Genomic DNA, 26,640 nt, shown 5'->3' with positions numbered 1-26,640 from the left:
ACGCCCCGCGATCGCGCCGAACCGCCGGGGATGTCGGCCACGTTCAGGGGGTAGGCCTTGCCCATGCGGTTGAGGATGACCATCTGCTCGGCGGTGGTCGTCCGGTAGGTGGCGACGGGGAAATCCTCCCCGGTTTCGACGGTGATATCTTCTGACATCCGCGATCGCGACTCGGCCGTTTTGGGGGGCACCCGCCGCACGTACCCCCGATAAGATACCTCGACGACGGTATCTTCTTCGGGGAGTTGGGGGCGCAGAATCGGGGCTTTTTTGGGTGGGTCGCTGGTGGCGGTACCGCCTCCCGACGGCTCGGCGGCCGGTTCCGGCGTAGAGGAAATAATCCGGGTGCGGCGGGCGTCGCCGTAGCGCTTTTTGAGCGATCGCAGCTCTTTTTTCAAGGATTTAAGCAGTTCCGACCGGTCCTCCAACAGCCGGTGCAGCCCAGCGATCTCCGCCGTCAGCTCGTCGAATTCGTCCTGCAACTTCTGCCGTTCCAACCCCGTCAGCCGCCGCATCGGCATCGCCAAAATCGCGTCCGCCTGCTGTTCGTCGAGGTCCAGGCGGGTTTGCAGGGAGACTTTCGCCGTGCTCCCGTCCGGGGCGTTCCGCAAAATCGCGATCGCCTCGTCCAAATTCGACAGGGCCTTGAGCAACCCCGCCACCAGATGGATGCGGCGATCGGCTACCCCCAACTCGTGGGTGTAGCGCCGCACCAGGGTGCGCTCCCGAAATTGCAAAAATTCTTGCAGGATCTGCCGCAGGCTCAATTGTCGGGGCTGGTTGTTCACCAAAGCCAGGAAAATCGCCCCGAATTTCGACATCAGATCCGTGTGTTGGTAGAGGTGGTGTAAAACCACTTCCGGGGTGGCCTCCCGCTTCAGCTCGATCACCACCCGCATCCCCTCCCGGGAGCTCTCGTCGCGGATGTCGGAAATTCCCTCCAGACGCCCGGTATTGACCAAACCCGCCACCTTTTCGATCCAGCCCGCTTTGTTGACTTGGAAGGGCAGTTCCGTCACCACGATCGCGGTTTTCGTCCGCCGCCGGCCGGCCGTGGGCACCTGTTCGATGCGGGCGACCCCCCGCATGACGATGCTGCCCCGGCCGTGGGTGTAGGCGTCGGCGATGCCCTCCGTGGCGACGATTTCCCCCCCGGTGGGGAAGTCCGGGCCGGGGATCAGTTGCAGCAATTTTTTGTCCGGGAGATCGGGGCGATCGATTAAAGCGATCAACCCGTCCACCACTTCCCCCAAATTATGGGGCGGGACGTTGGTGGCCATGCCCACGGCGATGCCGGAGGAGCCGTTGAGGAGGAGGAAGGGCACTTGGGCGGGGAGAACCGTGGGTTCCTGCTGGGAGTTGTCGAAGTTGCTGGCAAAATCGACGGTGGCCTCCCCCACCTGGGTCAATAGGCCCTCGTTGCCGATCACGGCCAGCCGAGTTTCCGTGTACCGCATGGCGGCGGGGGGGTCGTTGTCCACGGAACCGAAGTTGCCGTGCCCGGCCAGGAGGGGATAGCGGCTGGAGAAGTCCTGCACCAGGCGGACCAGGGCGTCGTAAACCGACTGGTCGCCGTGGGGGTGGTATTTGCCCAGGACGTCCCCCACGACGCGGGCGCACTTCCGGTAGGGGCGATCGGGGGTCAGTCCTAGTTCGTGCATGGCGTAGAGGATGCGGCGGTGGACGGGTTTGAGTCCGTCCCGGACGTCCGGCAACGCCCGCCCCACGATCACACTCATGGCGTATTCGAGGTACGACTGCTGCATTTCGGTGTGGAGCGACGTGGGGATCACTTCCCCGGAGAGGAGGTTTAACTGTCTGGCCATGAGGAAAGATCGGTGTGAGTATCTATAGCGGGGAACAGGGAACGGAAAAAACAAATGTTGACCGTCTGGATGTGAGTGTTGGTCTTTGTCCTGACCGTTCGGGCAACTGCCACGAGAATTGACCGAGGTTTAAAAACGCTGGAGTTGAAGCCGTCGCGGACTTGTTGTTTTTTACGTCATACCATTTTAATTGCAGACCGGGCAACACCACTCAACCCCGGTTTTTGCCGTCGTCGGGCGACGGGTCGAAGTCCGAGACGAGTCGAATCTGTGGGGTTTGTACCCTGACGGCTCTCGGTCTCAATGGCAATGTCGGACATCTCTCGCTACACTGTTTGGAGTTGTGCCCGGGTTGGGGGTGCGATCGCCAGACCGCCACCTCGGCCGGAGATTAATTGCTCCCGGGGAGGGGAGTCGGCCGAGCGGCTTCGGGAAAAACCCGATCGGAGATTCCTTGCAGTTTTGTAGGGAGAAGCCATTTATTCTAAGATCGAGCAAAACCCAAAGTGCTGTCAACTGCTCCCCCCCAGAATGGGTTTCGAGCGGGTCAGAGTCGCAACCGTCCCCGTCCATTTGACTTCGGAGATTTCGGAGGTTGTTTTCGTTCCGATTGACACTCCCCGCCCCTTCCGGGCGGGGCTTGAAATCCCGGTTTTGGGTCATAATGAAAAGCGGGGCTTTTTGCGCGCCCGACTTTTTCAATCCAGGTCGTGCTAAGATTGCACATCGTTACTGGAGAGTTTGTCCAGCGGAGATTTAGATGAAGACCGTTCTGATTGTAGAAGACGATCCGGTTAACGCCCGCGTTTTTGCCAAAATCTTGAGCAAGCGGGGGGGGTTGGCTGTCCAACACACGGAAGATGTGGATAAAGTCATAGAGATGGCCCGCACCAAAGAGGCCGACCTGATCTTGATGGACGTGTCCCTGGCCCGCAGTGTCTACGACGGCAAGGCGGTGGACGGCATCAAAATTACCCAATTGCTCAAGGGCGACCCGGAGACGGCGAACTTGCCGATCATCCTGGTGACGGCCCACGCGATGGCCGGCGATCGCGAAGATTTTTTGGCCGAAAGCGGTGCGGACGACTACATTTCCAAACCGGTGATCGACCACCAAGAATTTGTGGAAAAAATCAAGTCGCTGTTGCCGAAAGAATGACGAGAAGCGACCGATGCCCCATTGCGCCGGCGATTGTCCGTAGCATCTCGATCGCCTCCGGTTTTCCCTCTCCCACCGCTAAGGCATCCCCGGGGCGGGTTGGTCTTCGAGGGCGGTGATGGTCTCTCGCATCTGCGGCGTCGAGAGAAAGGCCTGGGTATCCCGGATCAGCCGGTCGCCCCACAGGTTTTCCCGTAAAAATTCCACGTCGGCGTAACGGATGTCCAGTTGCAGGGCCGTCTGTCCGAGTTCCAGCGCCTTTTCCGCCTCGCCTCGGCGGTGGAGGGCGACGGCGATCGCCAGCATAGGTTCGGCCGCGGCTTCGTCGATGGCGATCGCTTCTCGCCAGCGGCGGACGGCCGACTCGGTTTCTCCGAGTTCGTACTCCACCAGCCCGATATTGTTGATCGCCGGCCAGAGGCTCTTTTCCTGTTCGTAGGCTTTCTCGTAGCGGGCGATCGCCTCGTCGAACTGTTCCAGCCGGAAATAGGCGTTACCGAGGTCGAACAGGGCGCCGGGCACGTCGGGTTGGAGTTGCAACCCCTTTTCGATTTCATCGACGGATTTCTGATACTCCCCGCGGCGAAAATAGGCTTCCCCCAGCACGAAGAGAATCCCCGGATTGTCGGGCTCCAGGGCGCGGGCCTTTTGCAGGGCTTCGATGCCCTCCTCCACCCGCTCCGTCTGGACGTAGAGGCTGCCCAGCAGCGCCCAGGTCTGATAGTTGTCCGGGGCCAGTTGGGTGGCCAGTTCCGCCCGGGGAAGGGCGAGTTGATATTGCTGGAACCGCGTCAGTTGGGCGGCTTCCTCGATCAGTCCCAGTCCCGTCTGTTCGAGTTGCTCCGATTCGAGTTTCAGGGTGTAGGGCAACAGAGCTTGGGCGGCCGCGGGCCGGACGGAACCCGCCAGACCGAGGGCGACGGAAAGCGCCAGCAGGGGAATGCGGTCGAGTCCGGTCAAAGGTGAAAATTTCGAGATCCAAATCATGATTAACAATTGTAAGCGATCGCGGAATGGGGAATGGGGAATGGGGAATGGGAAGCGGAACCTCCCGAGTTCCTGCGTTTCCGGGTCTTTGGAACCCATCCCGATCTCGGCGATCGGGTGAACCCTGACCAGAATTGTAGTCCAAGCCCAATTTTTGGGAGTCGGGGGAGAATGAATTGATAATTATCAATGGTCAATTATCAATTATCAATTGTTCAGGGGCAGCAAAATTTCAAATTCCGTCCCCACGCCGAGTTGCGATCGCAGCTCGAATTGGCCCCCGTGTTTGGCGGTGACGATCTCGTAGCTGAGTCCCAAACTGGTTTCTTTGTCGGCGCGGCGGCGGGTGGAAAAGGAGTCCAATATTTTTTGCCGCTCTCGGGGGGACATTCCGGGGCCATTGTCGGCAATTTGGATCGACACCCACCGCCGTCCGGGACTCGACGGGTCGGGGGTGCTCCCGTCGCCCAGACAGACTTTGACGGTGATGTCGATCCGGGGCCGCTCGCCGCGGTCCTCCGGGGAGGCTGGCCCGAACTCGTCCACCCAATCCCGTCGGACGGCGCGATCGATCAGGGCGTCGATGGCGTTGGTGAGGATATTCATGAACACCTGATTGAGTTGTCCGATGTAGCAGGAGACGGGCGGCACCGGGCTGTAGTGGCGGGCGATGGCGATGCCGGAAATGCGGCTTTTGAGCAGCAACAAGATGCCGTCCAAACACCCCTGCAAGTCGGCCGGTTTCGGGTGTACGTCGTCGATGTGGCAAAAATTCTGCAAACCCGTCGCCAGCCGGTTCAGCCGTTCGGCACCGCCGTGGATGCTTTTGGTGAGGCGGGGCAGATCCTCCCGCAGAAAGTCCAGCTCGATTTCCTCCCTCCGCGATCGCACCTCGGCCGGCATTTCCGGGACGTACCGTTCGTAAGCCGACAGCAGCCCCATCAGATCGTCGGCGTATTGAGTCAGGTGGGTCAAATTGCCCCAGATGAACCCCACCGGGTCGAGAATCTCGTGGGCCACCCCGTCCACCAGCCGCCCCAAGCTGGCCATCTTTTCGCTCTGGATCATCTGCACCTGGGTGCGTTCGTAGCGGACTTGGGTTTCGATCCCCCGGATCTGCCAGTGGGCGATGTTCAGGTCGTCGATACTGAGGATGGAATAGGGGATGGGGTCGGTTTCCCCGTGTTTGACGACGACGGGTTCGGCCAGCAATTCGGGCGGCCGGCGGAAGGCTTGGCGAGCCGCCTCCAATAGGGTGAGGCGATCGGGCAAAATCAGCGTCGGCACCCCGGCGTAACTGTGGCAGACCCCCACGGACTCCGCCTGCAGCAGTTCCCACCCCCGCGGCCGGATTGGCAATTCCAACAGTTGCCGCCGCGAGAGCAACCCCGACAGGCGGGGCGGTCGAGAGCCGTCGTCCCAGAGCAGAACCCCCGGCAGCAGGGGGTTCTGCCGAAATTCTCGAATCACTTCCCCGGCGCGACAGTGGGAACGGACGCCGAAGTGATAGCTCGGCAAATCTCCCAGAGTGGCTTCCAAATCCAAATCTGGGCGATTTCCTTCTAGGAGTCGGGGGGGGGATAAATGGGTCGTCAATTCATCTGACACGGGACAAAATTGGGCGCAGCTCGGGTCTGCCGTCGCGAGCTCTGGGTTTCACGGCAAAACGGGGATGATTCCTCGGTGTGGCGAATCGCACCACCTGCGTTTAATATATCAGTTTTCGGGGGTGTCCGGTTCTCCGACGCCGAGCCAAAATCCGTCTGGGGCGACGGTGCGATCGCATTCGAGAGGGGACAGGTTGATGCCTTTAGCCCGAAACAGGTTGCATCCGACGAATGTTGCCCCCTCGAGGCGGGCGCGTTCCAAATTGGCCCTTTGGAGATCGACATTTCGCAAGTGAACCGATCGCAAATCGGCGTTGTACAAGTCGGCCCCCTGCAAGTTGATGTCGCACAGGGTGGCCCCCCGCAAATTGCCGGAGCGCAGGTTGGCTCGGGACAGGTTGCTAGTCCGGAGGGTGGCATCGGCGAGATTGCTGTGGTAGAGTTGGATGTCGCCGAACTCGACCTCGAGGATCTGGGTTTTTTGGAGGTTCGCGTAGCTGAGGTTGGCGTAGGGCATATGGAGTTGGACCAGGTGGGAGCCCTCTAAGTCGATGTCTTCCAAGTTGGCTTCAAATAAATTGGCCCTGTTGAGGGCGATCGCCCCAAAGTTACGCCTTCCTTCCGCATATTGAGACAATAACTCCTTCGCACTTAATTCCTGCATCTCGCTCTTTGAGCCGTAAACGTGCCATCCCATACCGCAGGGGAGTCCGGGTATTTTGGCTGAATTCTGATTGACAATTTACCGCCTCGTAACAAAAGTTTAAGTTGTGTTAATCTTTTTTTAGGGTTTGGGGCGATCGCCGAAAATCGACCCATTTTCGATGGGATCTCGCCGTTCCCATCCCATCAGTCAAACCGATGAGAGTATTCAAGGAATCAAATAGCCGGTGGTTTTGTAGATGTAGTCTTGGACCCGCTGATAGGCGCCGGGGTTGCCGTGGGGATTGATGACAATTTGCTCCCGGGCGTTGGGCAGCCAAAACAGAATCCGCTGGGTGGCATCGCAGCTAAAGGCTTGGATGCGGCTCAAGTCGATGATATATTCGTTGCGATCGTAATTGATTCTGACCCAAGAGCCGGCGGCGGGGGTGCCCGCCGTTTGCTGTTTGATATAGTCGAGGATAATTTGATAGGCTTCCGGGTTGGTTTTGGGATGGATGATGATGGGCTGGTTGCCATCTTTCAACCAAAACGTCAGGCGATGATTCGGCCCGGCACAGAACGCACCGATGCCGGCTAGGTCGATTATATAGGTCTCCCTTTCGTAAAGCAGTTTGATCCAGTGCGCCACGAGATCACCTCAACCCGCGAGTCCTTCGATAGCAATTTTCAATCTCATCAGGTCCATTTTGAATCAGGGTGTCGGGTGTCGGGAATTTTAGTAGGGGCGCAAGGCACGGCGCCCCGAGCCTGAGATTGAATTGCCTTCAATTCCCAACTCCCCATTCCCGATTCCCCCGATCAGGGTGTCGGGAAGAATTGATAATTGTCAATTGTCGATTGTCGATTGTCAACGATCGATTAATCCTCCTTGCCCTCGGACATTCAATTTTAGACCTCACCCGACGGAGAAATGGGATGTCATTGATGAAAACTGTCAGAAAATGTGGCATTGGGAATGACAGAAAGAACGGGGGGCACTCCGGGCCGACGACCATCGATTCGACGCCCGGACTGCCATTCCATCTAGGGGGCGTCGGCTGACGCATTCAGCACCGCACTCAACTTGCCGTCCGGGTCGCCTTTGTTTTCATCTCCTCCGGCGCCGTTCCGCGAGAGTTCCGAACCGCAAGCTGCCTCGACGAAGCCCCGGAATAGGGGGTGAGGGGCGTTGGGTCGGGACTGAAACTCGGGGTGGAACTGGGTGGCGATGAAAAACGGGTGTCCGGGAAGTTCGATGATCTCCACCAGGCGACCGTCGGGGGAGGAGCCACTGATAACATAACCGGTTTCCAGGAACAGCGTCCGGTAGGCGTTGTTAAATTCGTACCGGTGGCGGTGGCGTTCGTAGACTACCTCTCGATCGTACAGCTTGGCGGTGAGGGTATCCGGTTGCAGGCGGCAGGGATAGAGTCCCAACCGCATGGTGCCGCCGAGATCGACGACATCTTGCTGTTCCGGCAACAGGTTGATCACCGGGTTGGGGGTGTCGGGGTCGAATTCGGCGCTGTCGGCCCCCGGGAGTCCGGCGCGGTATCGCGCCCATTCGATGATCGAACATTGCATCCCCAGACACAGACCCAAAAAGGGGATTCGATGTTCTCGGGCGTGGTGGATGGCGGCGATTTTGCCGTCGATGCCCCGCACCCCGAAGCCGCCGGGGACGATGATGCCGTGGACGCCTTCGAGGCCGGCTTCGACGTCGGCGGTTTGCAGGTCTTCGGAGTTGACCCAGCGCAGGTTCAGTTCCGCCCCGAGGGCGATCGCGGCGTGGCGGAGGGCTTCGACGACGGACAGGTAGGCATCGCTCAACTGGATGTATTTGCCGACGATCGCGATTTCGATATTCTGGCGCGGCAGGGGGGAAATGTCGGTGCCCCGGCGGTGGTAGAGGCGATCGACGAGGGTTTGCCACGCGCTGAGATCCGGTTGCCGCTGTTCGAGTTGCAGCAGTTCCAGGGTTTGCTGGGCGAGTCCCTCCCGTTCCAAAATCAGCGGCACTTCGTAGATGCTATCCGCGTCTTGGGCGGTGATGACGCTCTCCACTTCCACATCGCAGAATTCCGAGACTTTTTCTTTGAGGCCGGGGGGCAAGGGGCGATCGCACCGGCACACGAGGATATCGGGCTGGATGCCGATGGACCGCAGTTCCTTGACGGAGTGCTGGGTGGGTTTGGTCTTCATCTCCCCGGCGGCGCCGATGAAGGGCATCAGGGTGACGTGGAGGTAGACTACGTTTTTGCGGCCGACGTCCTTGCGGAACTGCCGGATGGCCTCCAAAAAGGGCAGGGACTCGATGTCCCCCACGGTGCCACCCACTTCGGTGATCACCACGTCGGAGTTGGTGTTTTGGGCGACCCGGTGGATGCGTTCCTTGCACTCGTTGGTGATGTGGGGGATCACCTGGACGGTCCCCCCCTGGTAGTCGCCCCGCCGTTCTTTGTTGATCACGGCCTGGTAGATGGAACCGGCGGTGACGCTGTTGAGGCGGGACATGGAGGTGTCGGTAAATCGTTCGTAGTGTCCGAGGTCGAGGTCGGTTTCGGCCCCGTCCTGGGTGACGAAGACTTCCCCGTGCTGAAACGGGCTCATGGTGCCGGGATCGACGTTGATGTAGGGGTCCAATTTGAGGATCGATACGGAATAGTCCCGGGATTTCAACAGGCGCCCCAAACTCGCCGCGACAATTCCCTTGCCGATGCTGGAGACAACACCACCGGTAATAAAAACAAACTTGGTCATAAAAATGTGATCCAACGCTAACCCTGCCTTTGGGAACTGTACTCATTGTGCCACAATCCTATCCGGGGGTTTGGAGGACTACCCAAAAACGCCCGAAAGCAAATATTGACGGGCGATCGGCGCTTCCAATTCGGGGAAAATGTGATTCGCATCGCTCCCAATTTTCGCCCATTCTCCGACGAATTTCCTCCGGAAACAATCCATCGGTGAAGTTCGGATCGGATCGTCATTGCCAAATTTCTCGCACCCATTTTTTCGGTTCCCCGACATTCCTCCGAAGCCGGCCCTGATTTTCGTTCAGTTGTCGCAAATTTTGGGGACGAAAAAAACGATTTTTCGAGTCCGCACTGACATTTTTGATGGGTGGATTTTGGGCGGAGGATTATCAACCTGATCATTCAACTCGAACCGATGCTTTTCAAATTCCGTCCGGCTCTCGAACCGTCGGAATGATCCCTCTGACAACACGACTCCCATACACCATCGCCGATTGAAATGGCAATCGATCGCACTTCTGCACGAGACTGTGGCTTTTCAGTTACCCAAAATCATGATACCGCAGATCGACTCGATCGGCTTCGGGGTGAAACCACCGGACCGGGCAATTTCTCGCGGACTGTTCGGGAAGTGCCCGCCGCTGGGGCTTCCGCAGTGCGGAATCCGCTGCCGTGGCGGATGTCCGGGAAGGAGATGCGGGGGACTCCGGGCCGGTCGTCCGGGGTCGGTTGTCGGACGTTCAATTGTCGCCGGCGACCCCCCGCCGGCAATGCCGGGGGAAAAATCGCCCTCGGCGAGATTCTCTCATTCTCGACCCCCACGAACGACACGTTCAAAAAGATTGCTCTCCCGTTCCGGAATCCGCTCAAAATACCGTGAAGAGAGGACAAGATTAGGTCATTTTGTTTTAACTTCTCAGCGGTCAATTTTCCCTGGAAGTTGACAACCCATCTCATCCGGTTGATTCGATTCAATTGGGTGAGATTTTTATGGGAGGCAATCGGTGGGATGCAATAGGCAATAGGAGGCAATAGGCAATAGGCAATCGGTGGGAGGTGGGAGGTGGGAGGTGGGAGGTAGGGAAGGGGGGATGGGGGGAAATTGGAAACCTCCGCGATCGGGAACATTTTGAGGTACAATTCATTCGGTCTCTAATAGAAACTCCCATCGCTTCGATTTCCCGGTGACTCTCTTGTAAACGCATCCGATTCTATTTTATCATCTACAACAATGAAATTCAAAGCATTTACCCCGATCGCACTTTTATTCTTATTCCTTATCCCCTCAAAATCGACGGCGGAGGCGAGTTGGGGTTCGCCCCCGGCGATCGCCCAAAGTTTACAAAATGAAAGCCGACCGATGAGCCAAACCCCAAGCGATTCCCCCGCCGGACTTTACGTCCAATCCGAAGCTGAAACCCAACTGGCGTTTCCCCTCAAACGGACGAGCGTAAACGCCCAAGTGTCGGGGAACGTGTCGCGGGTGGCGGTGACTCAAATCTTTGAAAATCCCTTCGATGAACCCTTAGAAGCCATTTATATTTTCCCCCTCCCCGACGAAGCGGCTGTTGACGAAATGGAAATCAAAATCGGCGATCGCATTATCAAAGCCGATATCAAAAAGCGGGAAGAGGCGAGGGAAATTTACGAACGGGCGAGGGAACAGGGACAGACGGCAGGTTTACTCGAACAAGAAAGAGCGAATATTTTCACTCAATCTTTGGCAAATATTAGACCCGGAGAAACTATCGAAGTCACCATCCGCTACAGCGATCGCCTGCAATTCGACGGGGGGGATTACGAGTTCGTATTTCCCACGGTCGTCGGCCCTCGCTACATTCCCGGAAACCCGTTGAATGGACAACGCGGAACCGATCGCGTTCCCGACGCATCCCGCATCAATCCGCCGGTTCTCCCCCCCGAAATTCCCTCCGAACATAAAATCGAAATTGCGGTGGAAATTGAAGCCGGCGTTCCCGTCCGAGATGTGCGATCGCCCTCCCACGATATCGTCACCGAAAATCGGGGAGATGCCGTCCGAGTCACCCTCGCGGAAAGCGATCGCGTACCCGACAAAGACCTGATCCTCCGCTATCGAATTGCGGGGGAAAATACCCAAGCCACCGTCCTCAGCCAAGCCGATGCTCGGGGCGGACATTTCGCCGTTTATTTGATTCCGGCGTTGGACTATCCCGAACGGGCGATCGTCCCGAAAGACGTGGTATTTTTGATGGATACGTCCGGTTCCCAACAGGGGGAACCGCTGGTCAAATCCAAAGAATTGATGCGCCGATTTATCCGGGGTTTGCACGCCGACGATACCTTCACAATTATCGATTTTTCCGATACCGCGACCAGCCTCTCTCCGACCCCGTTAAACAATACCGAAGCCAACCGAAAACGGGCGATCGCCTACATCGACACCCTCGAAGCCAACGGCGGCACGCAACTGTTGAACGGGATTCAAGCCGTGACAGATTTTCCCCCGCCACCACCCGGACGGCTGCGGAGTATCGTCTTAGTTACGGACGGTTATATCGGGAATGAAACGGAAGTTTTGGCGGCGGTTCAGGGCAATTTAAAACCGGGAAATCGCCTCTACAGTTTCGGGGTGGGAAGTTCCGTCAATCGGTTTTTATTGGATCGTCTGGCGGAGGTGGGACGGGGCACGGTTCGCGTCGTCCGCCAAGACGAACCCATCGAGGCGGCGACCGAGGAATTTTTGAATGAAATTAACAATCCCATTCTCACCAATATCGAAGTCAGTTGGGAGGGGGACGGAACCCCAGTGGAACTGTATCCAAACATGGCGCCGGATCTGTTTTCGGGTCAGCCGCTGGTGTTGTACGGACGCAAATCCGATCGCCGGGGGGGACGGATCAAAATTGTCGGAATTGCCGCGGGGGGCGATCGCTACGAAAAGATAATTCCGGTTAATTTTATTTCCGATGCAGGCAATACCGCGATCGCCAGTTTGTGGGGCCGCGCCAAAATCAAAGATCTGATGAATCAAATGTTCGCCGTTGAGACAAAATCCGGGGTGGAAACGGTCACGGAAACGGCCTTAAATTACCGTTTACTGTCTCAATATACCGCCTTTATCGCCGTCAGCGAAGAGGTGCGAGTCGATCCGGAAGGACGGCGTTACACCGTCGAAGTGCCGGTGGAAATTCCCGAAGGAGTCAGCTACGATGGAATTTTCGGAGCTCCCCAAAATAATCAGTTCAGTACGACAACCCGTTTACAAGGTTCAACTAATTTTACCGGCGCAGATCGTCTGCGTACCCGTTTACAAAGTGGCGGAACCCGAGGAAATGTACCCGTCGCACCCGCGCCGCCTCCCTCTCCGATTTCACCTTTAGAAGAACCGGAACAAATGGGGTCGATTTTCTCTCGTTTGGAAGTGGTCGCGGTGGAAGGACTCGATCGCCTCCCAACAGCCGAATTGAATCGCTATTTGCAGGGGTTGAGTCTCCCCGAAGACGTGGCGGGAGAACTGGTATTTGACATCTCGGTTAATGATGGAAATGTGGGGCGCGTGATCCTCGACGATCGCGCTTCGACGATGAGTTTGTCGGGGACTCGGGAGGAGTTAATTACCATCGAACGGGTGGCGCGATCGTTGCAAAGTTGGCGGTTCCAAATGTCGGGCGATCGGACCATTCGGTTGACGCTTCGGGTTAAACCGTAAATGGGAGATCCCCCTAAATCCCCCTTAATAAGGGGGACTTTGAAGACATTCTCCCTCCATTCTCCCCCCTTACAAAGGGGGGCTGGGGGGGATATTAGCCACTATCAAATCGGAGAATATCCCTCCATTCTCCCCCCTTACAAAGGGGGGTTGGGGGGGATATTAGCCACTATCAAATCGGAGAATATCCCTCCATTCTCCCCCCTTACAAAGGGGGGCTGGGGGGGATATTCGCCACTATCAAATCGGAGAATATCCCTCCATTCTCCCCCCTTACAAAGGGGGGCTGGGGGGGATGATCTGGGGGGGGATTTTTTCCGCCATAAAATTGGTCACGGCGCGATTGGAAAAGCGCTGGCTTTTACCAATACCGCTTCTCCCGTCCAATATCCCGCCGCCGGTTCCAATTCCTCGAAAGATTTGACATGAATTCCGTCGAGTGGATCGCCGATAGTGAAGGTTTTTTCAACCGGATCGATCGCCAAAAGTGCGATCGCGTGTCCGATTCTTTCGCCCCCGATTAAGGCTTTGACGTGGAGGAGGGCGGGGTGATTTAATATGACCAAATCATTGACTGTTAAATCCCGCCGATATTCCGGCTTCAATCCCAGGCGACGCATCGCCCGCATTTCAGCCAAACCCCCCGTCCCGAAACGGTTCGTTCCGGCGATCGTGGCTGCTTCTTTTTCGGTGGCATCGGGTGCAATTTTCGTCCATTTTGCCAAGGTTGCGATACTGGCGGGGGCACAGGTGTAAGTCGTGGTTTGTAGGACAATTCCATCCATTATCAGGGGTGAGGAAACCGAAACCGGCAGCCAGTAGGACATTAAAAAACACAGGGGTACGGTCATTACAACTATCGTCAAAATGAGCTGTTGCAGCCGTTTCAATTCTGTCCGTCCCCGCCATTCCAGTCCCAGTAATAATCCCACGCCGAACCATCCGATCGCCAACACCAAACTGTCAAAATGTTCCCCCAGATGAAGTAAAATGAACAGGGGAACCCATCCGGTGAGCTCCAGTTTTCCCAAAATCAACCCCAAACCGATCGCGATCGTCACGGGAATCACGATAAAATAAACTGTTTTTTGGTGTTTCTCCAGGGCATTTTCTGCGGTCAGTCCCCGCTTTGCCAAACGGTTTCCCAGCATTATCCCCAAAACCAGGGGAACCAAACAAATTGGAATAATTAATAACATCAAAATTCCTCCTTTTCATTTCGGCGACTGAGGATGTCTGACAAATGATTCATCGTCGATACATCCAGAAAATCCAACGATCGCTATTGATGCCGATCGCAATTGTCGCAGTGACCGCAGCGAAACGATTTCGCCTCTTTTTCAAACCCGAACGCCTCCAACAGAAATTTCCAGCGACAGTCTCGGGTTCCAAAATATTGGTTCATCTGCCGGATGGCGATCGCGTTGGAATCTTCGGAAAAAGAGAGGTTATTTTCGGTTATTTTATAATTGAAGGGATCGATCCAGGTCAGTTTTCTGGCGGCGTGGAGGAGGGAGAGGGCGATCGCACTTTGGGGAAATTGGGCGGACACGGTGTCTAAATTTCCCCGTTTTGGCAGTTTGTTAATTAACCGTTTCGCCTGCTGGGTTTGTTGGCGGAGATTGTCCTGTAAAAACTGCTGACGCTGCTTGTCTTCGGGATATAAAAAACCCGTCGGTTCGCACAGCAAAGTCAGGGCTTCTGCGGGTTTACCATCCCGTCCGCCCCGTCCGATTTCTTGGATATATTCTGATAACAATAACGGCGGTTGGAAGTGGGCGACCCAGCGGACATCGGGTTTATTAATGCCCATCCCGAAGGCGGAGGTACAGACCACAAATGTCAGCTTTCCCCCCAACCAATCCGCTTCAATTCCCCGCCGCTGTTCGGAGTCGAGTCCGGCGTGATACGGGGCGGTTTTGTAGCCCTCTTCTCGCAGCCAATCCGCCAATTCTTCGCTGTCCCTGCGGGTGCGGACGTAAACTAATCCCGCTTTTCCTTTGCGATCGCCGATAAATTTTAGCAGGTGTTTTTGCCGTCCATTTGGAGTCCACACCCGTTGAATTTTGACGTGCAAATTTTTGCGATAGGGACTCAGTAAAAAGGGCTGCGGTTTTTGCAGTTGCAAGACGGTTTGTATCGTCTTTTGGGCGCGGGGATCGGCGGTGGCGGTAAAGGCGGCGATCGCGATTTTGCTGCCGGGGGGTTTGTTCTTTAATAAGGCGGGGCGGACGGCCCCCAAACGGCGGTAAGCGGGGCGAAATGTATCCCCCCACTGTACCAAACAGTGGGCTTCATCTAAGATTAATCCGTTGATGGAAATATCGGGTTTAGAAATAACGTTCCAAACGGGTTTGCTGAGGAGGGTTTCCGGGGACAGATACAACAGTCTGAGGTGATTTTCTTCCAACTGTTTCAGAGTTTGGCGGCGTTTTTGGGGGGAGATTTGGCTGTGGATGAGGGTGGCGGGGAGGTGGCGATCGCGCAGTTCTTGCACTTGGTTTTCCATCAGGGCGACCAAGGGCGAAACCACCAGGGTTAATCCGTTTTTTAATAGGGCGGGGAGTTGGAAACAGATGGATTTTCCGCCCCCCGTAGGCAGGACAATGAGGGCATCTTTTCCTTCCATCAAACTGCGGACAATTTCCCCTTGGGGCGGGCGAAAGTCGTCGTATCCCCAGATCTGTTTGAGGGCGTTCCGGACGTCGGCAATTGCGGCCGACTGGGATTTAGAAATCATGGTCTGTTCTCGGGTTTCAAAAATCGACCGGACGGAGAATGACCCTCGCTCTCGATTCGGGAGCGATCGCCCGAGTTAATCTTCGGTTAATATTCGGTTGCGGTCGAGGGAGAACCATTGCCCCGGCGGGGTTGACAAAGTTATCAAAATATGCAATTAATTTTAAGACTATCATCGATCTCGTCTCCTTGTGCCAGCTATTCTGAATTCTTAATCAAAATTTCCAATTTCTGCAATGTCGCCCACCCGCAAAACCCTAGAACTCGAATCGATCGCCCTGTCCTATTTGGAGTGGAATCCGGACGGCGAACAGTCGCTGTTGCTCCTGCACGGGCTCGCCGATCACGCCTTAGTTTGGACGAGGCTGGCCGAATATCTCGGCGATCGCTATCATATCGTCGCCCCCGATATGCGGGGACACGGCGACAGCGACAAACCCGATCGCGGCTACAGCTTCGAGGATGCGATCGCCGATCTGGAGGGGTTGTTGCGTCATCTCAACTGGTCGAATTGCCACGCTCTGGGGCACTCCTGGACGGGAAAATTGCTTCCCATTTGGGCGACAAAACGGCCGGAACGGTTCCGCAGTCTGATCTTGGTCGATCCGATTTTTATCACCAAAATGCCGGGGGTGTTGAAACTCACCCTTCCCATCGTTTATCGAAAATTAGATTCCCTGAAATGTATGGGTCCCTTTGAGAGTTTTGAAGCGGCCGAAAGTCGGGCAAAAGAACTCAGCCAATTCGCGGGGTGGAGCGAATCCCAACGGCAAGTTTTTCGGGAGGCAGTGGAAGCGAAACCCGATGGAAAATGGGGGTCGAAATTTACCGTCGCGGCCCGAAATGGTGTGTTTGAGGAAGTGATGAAAGTGCCGGGTTTGACGGAGGCGATCGCGATCCCGACCTTGTTGATTCAACCGGAACGGGGGGTCAACCGCACGGATTGGCAATTGAAACCCTATCAAAACTATCTGAAAAATCTGCAAATTCGGCAAGTGCCGGGAAATCACTGGCCGTTTTTGGTGGAACCGGAATCCTTCAACCGCACCGTCGCGGAATTTTTAGACCGGCTCATCCAAACCCCAGTTTCTACTGTTTAAATTACCCGTGAAGAGGCTCGAATATTGAACTTAGAAATGATCGCCCACCGGGGCTTTTCCGCCATCGCCCCCGAGAATACCTTGGTCGCCTTTGAAGCCGCCGTCCGCCGGGGGGCAAACTCCGTCGAATTCGACGTGCAAATTACCGCCGACGGCATCCCCGTCATCTTCCACGACGAAACCCTTGATCGGATCACCGGAACTTCCGGAACCGTCCGGGAAAAAACCCTCGCCGAACTCAAACAACTCGACGCCGGCGCCAGGTTCGCGGAACGCTACGCCGGGGCGACCATCCCCACCTTAGAAGAGACGTTGGCGGGGTTGAAAGACATCGGCGGTCATCTCTATTTCGACCTCAAACCCCACGCCGAATGGTCGGAGGGGGAACTCGAAACCCTGCTGGAGATGGTGGAGGCTGCAAAACTGGGCGATCGCGCCATTCTCACATCTTTTAATGAGGAATTATTGACCCGCTGCCGTCAACGTTCCCCCCAGATTCAGATCGGATATTTCATGTTAACGAACGATGATTTCTCCCGGCAACTCGAAAAAGCGACGGCGGCGGGAAATGCCATCCTCAGCAGCGAGTATCACGTCATTTTAGAGCGTCCCGGCCTAGCCGAAATCAGCCGCTCTCAAGGTGTGGACGTGGTGGTTTGGACGGTGGACGATCGCGACGATTTTCGGCGGTTGGCCGCGGCGGGTATCGGGCGGATCGTTACCAATTCCCTCATCGGTTCTGATATCATTGGAAATTAATCGATAACCAGCTTGGGAGGGCTGATACTATCCCGCGATCGCCGACAACCATCCGCAACGCTTCCGCAGTGCCATCAATTAGCTTGGGTTAAGATGTGGATAATCTATACTGGCTCCACGAACTGCTTCCATCCGATCTGGGAACGGTTGGCGACCGTGCATTTCTACTCGGTAATTTGACCCGACAACGCCATCCGGTACTTCCCGGGTTCGTGATTTCGGCAGCTTCATTTTGGCAGTTTTTGCGGTCGATCGACTGGTCTGATCCGCTGTTCGTGGACCTGCCCGAATCGTTCTTATACTTCGACATCAACAACTCTCGCCAACTCCAAATCATCGCCCAGAGAATCCGATCGCAGATCCTCAACACCCCCCTGCCCCCGGACTGGATCTCCGCCCTCGGCGATGCCGTCGGGGCCTTTCAAACCGCCGCCTGCCTGCTGTCCCCCGAATTGATCGTCCCCCACCTCAAAACCGCCGGGATACTCGAAACCGCCTCCTGTCGGTCCGATGCGGAGTCCGTCGCCTCGGGCGTCAAACGGGCCTGGGCCGAAGTATTTCGAGCCAGAAGTCTGCTGTACTGGCGGACAAAAGGGGTGTCCCTCCCCCAACTCAAACCCACCCTGCTGGTGCAACCCCTCCCCGACGCCATCGCCTCCGGTTCCGCCTGCCGTTCCGGACGCGGTACCCTGCTGGTGCGAGCCAACTGGGGGCTCACCCTCGACCGCACGGCGGGGGAAGCCGAACCCGAACGCCACCAGATCGACGTTGAAACCGGCGACATCCAAGGTCAGACCCGGGGGCGACAGAGTATCGTTTACCGCCTCAAATCTGGCCCCGACGAGGACACGGGGGACGGCCTCCCCCCCGTACCCGGCCACCCCCCCATCGGGGGCAAAATTATCGAGGAAGAACGGCAGAAGCAGTGGATCTTGACCGAATCCCGGCGGTCTGCCTGGATTCCGCCGATGGGGCTGGCGATCGCCGAAATCGGTTCGAGTTGCGGGATCGACTGGGTCGTCGCCGGGACTGCCGACGCTTCCGAACCCCAATGGTTGATTTCCGGCGTCCGCAGTGCGGGGGAAATGGGGGACGTCTCCAACACGTTCCCGCCGCCGTCCGCGGCCGATGGAGCCGCGGCGCCGGACCGCGGCGGTTCCCTGTGGGGATTGGGGGCGGCCAAGGGTCGGGCGGTCGCCTCGGCCTACGTGATCGCGGACACCAACGCCGACCTCGCCACATTTGAATCCGGGTCGATCCTCGTCGTCCCATCCCTGACCCCCCGGTGGCTCCCCCTACTGAAACGGGCTTCCGGCCTGATCGCCGAACAGGGTGGCATGACGGGTCACGGGGCGATCGTCGCCCGGGAATTGGGGATTCCGGCCGTGCTGGGGGTACTCGAAGCCACCCGACGCACGAAGACGGGGCAGGTGCTGCTCCTCGATGGCGATCGCGGGGAGGTGCGGCCCGTCGCCCCGGAAAAGTCCGAAACCGGGGATGTCTCCGCCGCCGACCCGAACGCCGGGAATCCCGGAATCGTCCCCGTCCAATTCCCCACCGCCACCCGGTTGATGGCGAACGTCAGCCAATCCGAGTCCATCGACCGACTGCCGGGACTCCCCATCGACGGGGTGGGGTTGGTGCGATCGGAGTTGTTGGCCCTAGACCTGCTCTCGGGGGGGGCGGACACCTTCGACACCGACGGACTGCCGAACTTCCAACACTGGCTGGAACCGGAAGGGCAAGATCGCTTTGTCCGGGGCATGAAGGCCCCCCTGGGGAAGTTGGCGAGTATTTTGGCCCCCAAACCCATTTTTTATCGCGCCCTCGACCTGCGGGAGTTTTACCACCGGGTGCGCCCGTCCCGAAATGCCGAAGTCCCGGAATTTGTCCGCCTGCAATCTTCCTCGCTGTGCAACTGGCATCGGTCGCCGGAGAATCGCACCTTATTCGATTTGGAATTGGCCGTGCTCTCGGACTTGCAGGAAGCCGGCGCCGGCAACATCAATTTGATCCTGCCCTTCGTGCGGTCGGTGGGGGAATTTTCCACCTACCGCACCTGCGTCGAACGGGCCGGACTGACCCGGAATCCGCAATTTCAACTGTGGATGATGGCGGAAGTGCCCTCCGTGATTTTCCAACTGGCCGACTACGAAAAAGCCGGGGCGCGGGGAATCGCGATCGGCACCAACGACCTGACCCAGTTAATGCTGGGAATCGATCGCGATCGCACCCGACGCGATGGGGAGCTCAACGCCCGCCACCCCGCCCTGCTGGAAGCCCTGCGGCAGTTGATCCAAACGGCCCATACCCTCGGCCTCGGCACGTCCATCTGCGGCGACGCCCCCACCCTCTACCCCGACCTGATCGACGCCCTCATCGAGTGGGGAATCGAATCCATTTCCGTCAGTTTGGATGCCGTCGCCCCCACCCACCTCGCCATCGCCCGGGCCGAACAGCGGTTGATTTTGGCAGCCTCCCGAAAGGGGAAGGGAGTCGGGAGTCGGGAGTCGGGAGTCGGGGAAGAGGAATTAAAGAGGGGAAGAATCTAAAATCTAAAATTCCCCACACCCCACGCCCGCACACCCCACACCCTAATATCTTGAAATGGCCTCCTCCGGCGAGATGTTGCCGTAGACGATCGACATGATGCCGGGGAGGAACTTGTCCATCGTGGTGACGTTCGTGTAAATTAAGTGTTTGACCAGGGCGGGGGTGAGGCGATCGCCTTCCACGTCCAAACTGGTTTTGTAGCGGATTTCGCCGTCGTAGAAATTCAGTTCAAAGTTACCGATGATCGTGCCGTAGTTGACCCGCGTCACGAAGGTAGCGACGTTCTGGCGCTTGTAGTCCGGCACTTTCACGGGGAAGATCGAATAGACGGTAATTTGCTTTTCCTCCTCCCGCGCGATCGCGTAGCAGTCAAATCGGCCGTTTTTTCCTTCAATTCCCAAGGCTAAAACGCGGCGATGTTCGATCTCCTTGTAGACCCAACCATCCTCCGTCAGGAACTCGATTAAAACATCAAACAAAGGCATATTTAAAAAGCGCTCGTCAGTTGAAATGGTTTCTTGCTGATTTGGTTCGGAAACGACCATCGGTTTTTCAATCTCCTGAATCCAATGAATTTGTTTCGGGGACGATCATGCCATCTGGTTCTCCGCTGTCAACCCATTGTAGGACATTTCGTTGGGTTTTTCATCCAGATAAACCATGTTGCAAACTTCGTAGTAAACCGGGACCCACCATCCCACCTGGCTGTAGGTCAATCGATTTATTTTTTCCAGGGAAGGCTCCGCGACTTTCTTCCGAATTCCCCGGAAGCCGACGACGTTTTTATGGATCTCTTTTCCTTCAATTTCAAGCAAACTTTTAATTTCTTCTATCCCCGCCCGTCGGGACACCCAACCGAGGCAGCGATCGACGACCTGACGAATTTCCTCCCGGTCTTTCGACTCGTATTTGACGACCGTTTTGTTTTCCTCGCCACCTTGACTCACCGTCAGGCGGTAACATCCGTCGGGGCTGTATTGCGGATACCACCCCAACTGCAATTCGTACCCGTCCCGAACTGTCACCCAGTCCGTGCCATCGAACTCGATGGGTTTGACCGACAGCAAATTTTCATGAAAAAACTCGCCGTTCGTGATGTAGCCATTTTGAATGTTCGGGTCTACATCCACGAAGGAATTGTGAAGAATTGCCCAACCACTCGGGACATGAAAAGGAACCAGTTGTCCAGACATAAAGTGCGATCGTGCGACTGAGTTTGGGGACCGTGTAAACCGTCGGCAAATTGGCTCGGGCGCTCACCTGAAGGGGAGGCACGAAGCCCCGTCTTTTCAGAGCGGGGTGCTGACAGTTTGAGTGATTTTACGAAATTTCACCCTAATCAATAGCACGTTTTGCCGGGAGTCGCAAGAAAATTTCGGGAGATGCTCGAACCGACATTCCTGCCGATATCGACCGCCCCAGATTGTCGCGCGATCACATCCGGATCGCCCGCTTGGGGACAGATTACTGAAGCGTCGAATTGGGATCTGACCATGAATTACACCGCACTGGCCACCCTGGTTTGGATCATCGGCGGCACCCTCGCCCCCCCGGCGACCCTCTCGGAACCCGCGAGCGACGGGCCGCGGCTCGTGACGGGTTCCCCCGTCCGGGCCACCGTCGATCCCGGCCGCCCCATCGTCGTCCAACTGGCCAACGAAACCGACCGGCTCCTCAACTACGCCCGGGCGAACGAGCCGCCGCGATCGCTCCCCCCGGGGGCGACGGGGCAACTGTTCCTGAAAGTCAATCCTCGGCGGGGGGAAACCGGCAGCATCCTAATCAACACCCCCGCCTCGACGAACCCCCTCACCTACGAGTTTCACGTCGATCGCGACAACGTGCTCAGGGTCAGCATCCGCCCCACCGCCGCCGACGACCCCCACCAAAACCGCGCCATCTTCATCGACGAACGGGGCCGGGTGTACGCCTTTTGAGGCGCGGGGAAATCAATTGATAATTGATAATTGACAATTATCAATTGTTCCCGACTCCCTAATACCGACTCCCGATTCCCTACATCAGCCCGTATTCCGCATCCCGGCGGCGATGCCGTTGATCGTCAGCAGGGCGCCGCGCAGCAGTTCCCCCTTGCTGTAGCGGGAATGGATCACGCCGGGGGTGGCGGCGGTGCCGTGGCGGCGCAGGCGTTGCAGCAGGGACACCTGCAACAGTCCCAGGGGGATGATCGTGCCGTTTCGCAGTTGCACCGATCGCTGCAGGGCCGGGTCATTGTCCAACAAACCCTGCTGTCCGGTGATCTCCAGGACCAGTTTCCGCGTCAGGTTGTACTCCGTGGCGATCTGATCGAACAGGGCCTCGAAGCGATCGCGGTCTTCGGGGTGACTCAATTCCCGGACGTAGTGGTGGGCGATTTCCAAATCCACTTTCGCCAGGGTCATTTCCACCTTCGAGAGGGCGGTGCGGAAAAACGGCCATTTGATATAGAAGTAGCGCAGCAGTTTCAGGTGTTCTTCCGGCTCCTCCTCCACGAACTCCTGCAGGGCCGTCCCCACGCCGTACCAGGAGGGCAGCAAGAAGCGGCTCTGGGTCCAGCTAAACACCCAGGGGATCGCCCGCAGGCCCGAAATATCCTTTTTCTTGTCCCCCTTGCGGCGGGCGGGCCGGGAGCTGATCTGCAGTTGGCTGATTTCCTGGATGGGGGTGATTTGCTCGAAGAACTCCACCAGGTCGGGCTGTTCGTAGATCAGACGTCGGTAACAACTCCGCGATCGCGTCGCCAACTCCTCCATAATTTCATTCCAGGGCTCGATCTCGTCGAATCCGGTGTGCAGGAGGCTGGCCTGGATCACCGCCGTCGCCACGCTCTCCAAATTGTAGAGCGCCAGTTGGGACAGGGAATATTTGGAGGCCAGCACCTCCCCCTGCTCGGTGATCTTGATGCGGCCGTTGATGCTCTTGCCCGGTTGCGCCAAAATCGCCTTGTAGGCCGGACCCCCGCCACGGCCCACGGAACCGCCACGGCCGTGGAAGATGCGGATGCCGACGTGGTAGGACTCGGCCAAACTCTGCAGGGATTTCTGAGCCTTGTGAATTTCCCAGTTGCTGCTCAGGAACCCGGAATCCTTGTTGCTGTCGGAGTACCCCAACATGATCTCCTGCAAAGAGGCGTTGATGTCCTCGCCCACTTCCCGGTATTTTTCGTAGCCACCGGCCAACATCGCCCGGTACAGGGGCAACTCGAACAGATCTTTCATCACCCTCGGCGCCCGCTTCAGGTCATCGACGGTTTCAAACAGCGGCACGACGCTCAAGTTGCCGACGCCCGTGGCCGGGTCGTAGAGTCCGGCTTCCTTGGCCAGCAACAGCACCTCCAGCAGGTCGCTGACGTCGTGGCTCATGCTGATGATGTAGGTCTGGCAAATTTCCGCCCCGAATTCCTGTTGCAGTTCCCGCATCACCCGGAAGGTGTTGATGGTTTCGCAGGTTTTTTCGGAAAAGGGCAGCTCGGCGGGGATCAGGGGGCGGCGGGTTTGCAGTTCCGAACTCAGCCACAGGGCGCGTTCGGACTCGGTGAGGTCGTTGTAGGGTTTGTGCAGCAGTTGCAGGTACTCCACCACCTCGTTGATGGCGTTGCCGTGGACGGAGGACTCCTGGCGCATATCCATGCGAGCCAGATAGAAGCCGTAGATCTCCACCTGGCAGATGAGATTTTCCAGGTCCCGGCAGTGGATGCCGGTGGCTTCCAGGTTGCGCTGGATCAGTTGCAGCTCTTGCAGGAATTCCGTCCCCGAGTGGTAGAGACTGCCGTCCCGATCTTTGGTGACGATGCGCTCCCGCTCCCGCTCGACTTCGTTGCTGTTGGAGAGGCGCTCGTTGCGATCGCGGGTATTTTCCAGGCGCTTCTGGACGTAGGAGAGTTTCAGGCGGTAGGGTTCCTGGCGGTAGCGGATGGCGACTTTGTCGTAGATTTCCGGCAGTTGGATCTGGTCGCGATCGAGGGATTCGAGCAGTTCGGGCAGCACGTCGCTCCAGTGCAGGGACAGGCTCAACAGGCGGCTGAGGTGATCGACGGCTTGGATGTATTTTTCCAGCACCAGGTTGCGCTGGTAGCAGGCGGTTCTCCAGGTGACTTCCGGCGTCACCGAGGGGTTGCCGTCGCGATCGGCCCCCACCCAGGAGCCGAATTTGCAGAAATCGTAGTTGGGGGGCCGCAGGTAGGGGAAGGAGGGGTGCAGCGCCTGCTTGATGCGCTGGTACAGTTGCGGGATGACGTCGAATAGAATTTCTTGGAAATAGTGCAAACTGTATTCCACTTCGTCCAAGACCGTGGGCTTGAACTGGTGCAGCTCGTCGGTGCGCCACCACAGGCGAATTTCTTCCCGCAGTTGTTCTTGCAGTTCGCCGGTCCAGGCGGTGACGAGGGAGGTGGTTTCCGCGTCCTCGTTTCTCAGGCCGCCGTAACTTTCATCGACGCGATCGAATTGCTGTAAAATTTTGGCGATCCGGCGCTGTTTGGTGCGGATCGTGTGGCGCACGATTTCCGTGGGGTGGGCGGTGAACACCAGCCGGATGTCGAGTTGGTCCAGCAGCCGCTGGATCACCTGGGAGGGTACGTTCAACCGCCGCAGCATCGGAAACAGGTGGTGGAAGGTCGCCCGGTCACGGCCGTCCCGACTCGATCCGGCGGGGGCGGAGACGTCCACCGGCGCCTCTTCCGCATCCGAGAAGCGCTGATTCCGGGTTTCAAAAATCGAGCCGCCGGACTTGCCAGGGGCAACCGAGGATTTCCCCTGCTGTTTGAGGTGGGCGTAGGCGAGTTGTTGATCCCGCTGCTCGTAGTGTTGCTCGACGATATTGATCAGTTGAAAATACAGGGCAAATGCCCGGGCCGCCCGGATGGCCGCGTTGATGTCGAGTTGCTCGATAATTTGCCAGACGTTGGCTTTGAGATCGGGGGAGGCCTGCCCCTCCGGCGAGGTCATCGATCGCATTTGCAGCAGCAGATCCACCAATTGCTGTCCGCACTCCTGCCGGAGTACACTTTCCCACAAGTCTTCGACAATTTTGAGGCGATTGCGTAACAAGAGGTCTGAGGCTGTTAACGGAGCATTGGATGAAACGACCGCGCTGGGGACCTGTTCTGAGGATTGGAGCAGTGAACTCATAAGGTCTGTTCCTATTTAGCAAGAATATCCAACTTATTATACTGGTCGGGTAGACACTTCGTAGAATATGGCGGGGGAACTGATGAGAAATCATCGCCAGCCTTCCTTAAATTTGGTGGCGATGTATCTGATGTATCAATCGACCGCGCCGTTTTGTGGTATATTGACTCCAGAGACGATTCTCGGATCTAAATTTTACAATTAAAAACCGCCGAAAATTGGGGGACGGTACGGGGCGTTACACCGGCGGCCGAAGCCCATTTTCTGCCGGCGCAAGGAGGTGGGCGATCGCGTCCCGGCACGGCGAGGGTCGCCGGGGGCCGAAAAACGGCGCTCTCCAGACTTTTTCAGTGCTGGCGTTCCCGTAGCCCGGGGCCGTTCTCCCCCGCTTTGACACCGTAAAAATGACGGCGATCGCGGGGAAAATTTGTCTCCGCTTCCAGTCAACAACTCTCCGAAAAAAAGGGCTTTCCCCGGCAGCGGAACCGCCGATTTTCCGATAGTCAAGTGATGTCAAATTCCGCCCGCCAACCCGAAAATATCCGGGGTGGCGGGAGCGACAGGTCGGGAGAAAGACAATTAATTGTCAATTGTCAATTCTCCCCCACCCCTCAATCCGAGGGTTCCGCATCGGAATCCCCGGGCGGCGTCTGGGGAAAGTGCAGGACGGGGAGGCGATCGCCCCGGAACACCTCCTCGCTGCTCTGGCTCAACCCCAACACCACATCTCGAATCAGGCGGCCCCCGGCCATCGCCCCCACGAAGGGAACCGCGGCCAACCCCAGCAGCCAGTCGGAGGGCAGGGTGGGGGAGGGTTCGGAAGTGTTCGGGGGGGGGGACGGATCGCCCCAAGAAGACGGTGACATCGACAACTTACCTCCATGCAAACGCCGGTGCGGCCCAGCCTCGGAACCCGTCGGGCGAATCGCGGGCCGGACTCGGACTGATCGGGTCTTCAACTCTGCCCTAACTATGCCAAAATATAGTCGAAAGGTGCGATTCGTTCGGGAGAAAATAGGGCTGAAATGCCCGAAATAACCTTCCGGTAAGGCTTTCACCCCCTCGGGTGAATATAAGGGGCGCACCCCTGACCAGCCTTATAACTATCTGTATGTTCCCAAGTTTAATATCGCACGATACTAAATGAGGTGGGAACTCTCAGGGTCAAGGAGAAAGTCGGAGAATCTTAACAATTCTTTAACAATCTTCGAGAGAGGAGGCGATAGCCACCCCCAGTTTTGGGATTCACAAACCCAGGATTGAAGCGGGGAACGGAAGGCGGTGAGGTGGAATCTGCCACCAACACTCTGACCACTGCCAATCATCTATGACTAACCGAAAGGTGAATATCTGTCATGAACCCTCGATAATATTTGGTATCGAAAACAGGTTGATAACGGTGCTGCTCGAATGAGTAAGTGGAAAAGTGGAAGATTCTTTCAGCTATCCACACAGACCCTTAAAAGTACACCGGGGGAAAGGATAAGTCTAAGGATGGAATACCCATACAGATGGAACGAAATAACCCCATACTGGCTCTTGCTCAATGGTCGATTAAGCAAGTAGTGAAGGCAACAAATCCGCAAGTGTAAGCGCAAGCCACATGGGGGTAAGATGTGACCAGAAGCCAACGCCCAGATGTAATGTCTGGGATATGCAGACGGGTCACGGTTCAGACGTAAGATGGAG

General features: G+C 57.1%; 18 protein-coding genes. 6 read left to right on the top strand and 12 right to left on the bottom strand.

Annotated elements, in window-relative coordinates; translation table 11 throughout:
* On the bottom strand, nt 1-1,826 hold a 1,826-nt coding region (locus AC0QHF_RS22510; protein ID WP_324706492.1), incomplete at its 3' end, for a DNA gyrase/topoisomerase IV subunit A.
* Between the two features lie 760 nt (nt 1,827-2,586).
* On the opposite strand from AC0QHF_RS22510, the gene AC0QHF_RS22505 reads away from it, so the two are divergent.
* The gene (locus AC0QHF_RS22505) at nt 2,587-2,985 is read left to right on the top strand and encodes a response regulator (protein ID WP_324706491.1); all 399 of its coding nucleotides are present in this window, start codon (nt 2,587-2,589) and stop codon (nt 2,983-2,985) included.
* Between the two features lie 78 nt (nt 2,986-3,063).
* Here the strand turns inward: AC0QHF_RS22505 and AC0QHF_RS22500 are convergent, their stop codons facing one another.
* The 5 genes from AC0QHF_RS22500 to AC0QHF_RS22480 all read right to left on the bottom strand — a co-directional run bounded on the left by AC0QHF_RS22500 (nt 3,064) and on the right by AC0QHF_RS22480 (nt 8,984).
* Nucleotides 3,064-3,972, bottom strand: a complete 909-nt coding sequence (locus AC0QHF_RS22500; RefSeq protein WP_324706494.1) for a tetratricopeptide repeat protein — start codon at nt 3,970-3,972, stop codon at nt 3,064-3,066.
* A gap of 207 nt (nt 3,973-4,179) precedes the next feature.
* Nucleotides 4,180-5,580: a sensor histidine kinase gene (locus AC0QHF_RS22495; protein ID WP_324706490.1), complete on the bottom strand. Its 1,401-nt coding sequence runs from the start codon at nt 5,578-5,580 to the stop codon at nt 4,180-4,182.
* 108 nt (nt 5,581-5,688) lie between these two features.
* A complete protein-coding gene (locus AC0QHF_RS22490) occupies nt 5,689-6,243 on the bottom strand; it encodes a pentapeptide repeat-containing protein (RefSeq protein WP_324706489.1) in 555 nt (184 codons plus the stop codon).
* Between the two features lie 207 nt (nt 6,244-6,450).
* Complete coding sequence (locus AC0QHF_RS22485) at nt 6,451-6,873, bottom strand: hypothetical protein (RefSeq protein ID WP_324706488.1); 423 nt, start codon at nt 6,871-6,873, stop codon at nt 6,451-6,453.
* Between the two features lie 395 nt (nt 6,874-7,268).
* Entirely contained in the window at nt 7,269-8,984 is a 1,716-nt protein-coding gene (locus AC0QHF_RS22480; protein WP_324706487.1) for a CTP synthase, read from the bottom strand.
* 1,227 nt (nt 8,985-10,211) lie between these two features.
* Between AC0QHF_RS22480 and AC0QHF_RS22475 the strand changes: the two genes are divergently transcribed.
* Nucleotides 10,212-12,671: a VIT domain-containing protein gene (locus tag AC0QHF_RS22475; RefSeq protein WP_375341458.1), complete on the top strand. Its 2,460-nt coding sequence runs from the start codon at nt 10,212-10,214 to the stop codon at nt 12,669-12,671.
* Nucleotides 12,672-13,003: 332 nt separating this feature from the next.
* Here AC0QHF_RS22475 and AC0QHF_RS22470 read toward each other — a convergent pair whose 3' ends face one another.
* Nucleotides 13,004-13,870, bottom strand: coding sequence for a cysteine peptidase family C39 domain-containing protein (locus tag AC0QHF_RS22470; RefSeq protein WP_324706486.1), 867 nt, complete (start codon nt 13,868-13,870; stop codon nt 13,004-13,006).
* A gap of 83 nt (nt 13,871-13,953) precedes the next feature.
* The gene (locus AC0QHF_RS22465) at nt 13,954-15,411 is read right to left on the bottom strand and encodes a RecQ family ATP-dependent DNA helicase (protein ID WP_324706485.1); all 1,458 of its coding nucleotides are present in this window, start codon (nt 15,409-15,411) and stop codon (nt 13,954-13,956) included.
* A 235-nt stretch (nt 15,412-15,646) separates the two neighbouring features.
* Here AC0QHF_RS22465 and AC0QHF_RS22460 point away from each other — a divergent pair, with 235 nt between their 5' ends.
* From AC0QHF_RS22460 to AC0QHF_RS22450, 3 genes are all read left to right on the top strand, one after another.
* A complete protein-coding gene (locus AC0QHF_RS22460) occupies nt 15,647-16,510 on the top strand; it encodes an alpha/beta fold hydrolase (RefSeq protein WP_324706484.1) in 864 nt (287 codons plus the stop codon).
* A gap of 24 nt (nt 16,511-16,534) precedes the next feature.
* The gene (locus tag AC0QHF_RS22455; RefSeq protein ID WP_324706483.1) at nt 16,535-17,269 is read left to right on the top strand and encodes a glycerophosphodiester phosphodiesterase; all 735 of its coding nucleotides are present in this window, start codon (nt 16,535-16,537) and stop codon (nt 17,267-17,269) included.
* Between the two features lie 95 nt (nt 17,270-17,364).
* Entirely contained in the window at nt 17,365-19,821 is a 2,457-nt protein-coding gene (locus AC0QHF_RS22450) for a putative PEP-binding protein (RefSeq protein ID WP_324706482.1), read from the top strand.
* A gap of 42 nt (nt 19,822-19,863) precedes the next feature.
* Here the strand turns inward: AC0QHF_RS22450 and AC0QHF_RS22445 are convergent, their stop codons facing one another.
* Both AC0QHF_RS22445 and AC0QHF_RS22440 read right to left on the bottom strand, forming a co-directional pair.
* Nucleotides 19,864-20,367 (bottom strand): type III secretion system chaperone family protein, encoded by a 504-nt coding sequence (locus tag AC0QHF_RS22445; protein WP_324706481.1) that lies wholly within the window; start codon nt 20,365-20,367, stop codon nt 19,864-19,866.
* A 45-nt stretch (nt 20,368-20,412) separates the two neighbouring features.
* Nucleotides 20,413-21,015: a hypothetical protein gene (locus AC0QHF_RS22440; protein ID WP_324706480.1), complete on the bottom strand. Its 603-nt coding sequence runs from the start codon at nt 21,013-21,015 to the stop codon at nt 20,413-20,415.
* Nucleotides 21,016-21,315: 300 nt separating this feature from the next.
* On the opposite strand from AC0QHF_RS22440, the gene AC0QHF_RS22435 reads away from it, so the two are divergent.
* Nucleotides 21,316-21,759 carry a hypothetical protein gene (locus AC0QHF_RS22435; protein WP_324706479.1) on the top strand — a complete coding sequence of 148 codons (444 nt, stop codon included), beginning with the start codon at nt 21,316-21,318 and terminating at the stop codon, nt 21,757-21,759.
* A gap of 84 nt (nt 21,760-21,843) precedes the next feature.
* Here AC0QHF_RS22435 and ppc read toward each other — a convergent pair whose 3' ends face one another.
* Complete coding sequence (gene ppc, locus AC0QHF_RS22430; RefSeq protein ID WP_324706478.1) at nt 21,844-24,951, bottom strand: phosphoenolpyruvate carboxylase; 3,108 nt, start codon at nt 24,949-24,951, stop codon at nt 21,844-21,846.
* Between the two features lie 611 nt (nt 24,952-25,562).
* Entirely contained in the window at nt 25,563-25,817 is a 255-nt protein-coding gene (locus AC0QHF_RS22425) for a hypothetical protein (RefSeq protein WP_324706477.1), read from the bottom strand.
* Nucleotides 25,818-26,640: the final 823 nt, after the last annotated feature.

The sequence above is a fragment of the Lyngbya sp. CCY1209 genome (assembly GCF_055795065.1).
This window is presented reverse-complemented; position numbering and strand designations above follow the sequence as displayed.

Coding starts and splice junctions, on each gene's coding strand:
- AC0QHF_RS22475 (WP_375341458.1), top strand. CDS start 10,212: ATGAAATTCAAAGCATTTACCCCGATCGCACTTTTATTCTTATTCCTT.
- AC0QHF_RS22425 (WP_324706477.1), bottom strand. CDS start 25,817: ATGTCACCGTCTTCTTGGGGCGATCCGTCCCCCCCCCCGAACACTTCC.
- AC0QHF_RS22500 (WP_324706494.1), bottom strand. CDS start 3,972: ATGATTTGGATCTCGAAATTTTCACCTTTGACCGGACTCGACCGCATT.
- ppc (WP_324706478.1), bottom strand. CDS start 24,951: ATGAGTTCACTGCTCCAATCCTCAGAACAGGTCCCCAGCGCGGTCGTT.
- AC0QHF_RS22460 (WP_324706484.1), top strand. CDS start 15,647: ATGTCGCCCACCCGCAAAACCCTAGAACTCGAATCGATCGCCCTGTCC.
- AC0QHF_RS22470 (WP_324706486.1), bottom strand. CDS start 13,870: ATGTTATTAATTATTCCAATTTGTTTGGTTCCCCTGGTTTTGGGGATA.
- AC0QHF_RS22480 (WP_324706487.1), bottom strand. CDS start 8,984: ATGACCAAGTTTGTTTTTATTACCGGTGGTGTTGTCTCCAGCATCGGC.
- AC0QHF_RS22490 (WP_324706489.1), bottom strand. CDS start 6,243: ATGCAGGAATTAAGTGCGAAGGAGTTATTGTCTCAATATGCGGAAGGA.
- AC0QHF_RS22505 (WP_324706491.1), top strand. CDS start 2,587: ATGAAGACCGTTCTGATTGTAGAAGACGATCCGGTTAACGCCCGCGTT.
- AC0QHF_RS22465 (WP_324706485.1), bottom strand. CDS start 15,411: ATGATTTCTAAATCCCAGTCGGCCGCAATTGCCGACGTCCGGAACGCC.
- AC0QHF_RS22435 (WP_324706479.1), top strand. CDS start 21,316: ATGAATTACACCGCACTGGCCACCCTGGTTTGGATCATCGGCGGCACC.
- AC0QHF_RS22440 (WP_324706480.1), bottom strand. CDS start 21,015: ATGTCTGGACAACTGGTTCCTTTTCATGTCCCGAGTGGTTGGGCAATT.
- AC0QHF_RS22445 (WP_324706481.1), bottom strand. CDS start 20,367: ATGGTCGTTTCCGAACCAAATCAGCAAGAAACCATTTCAACTGACGAG.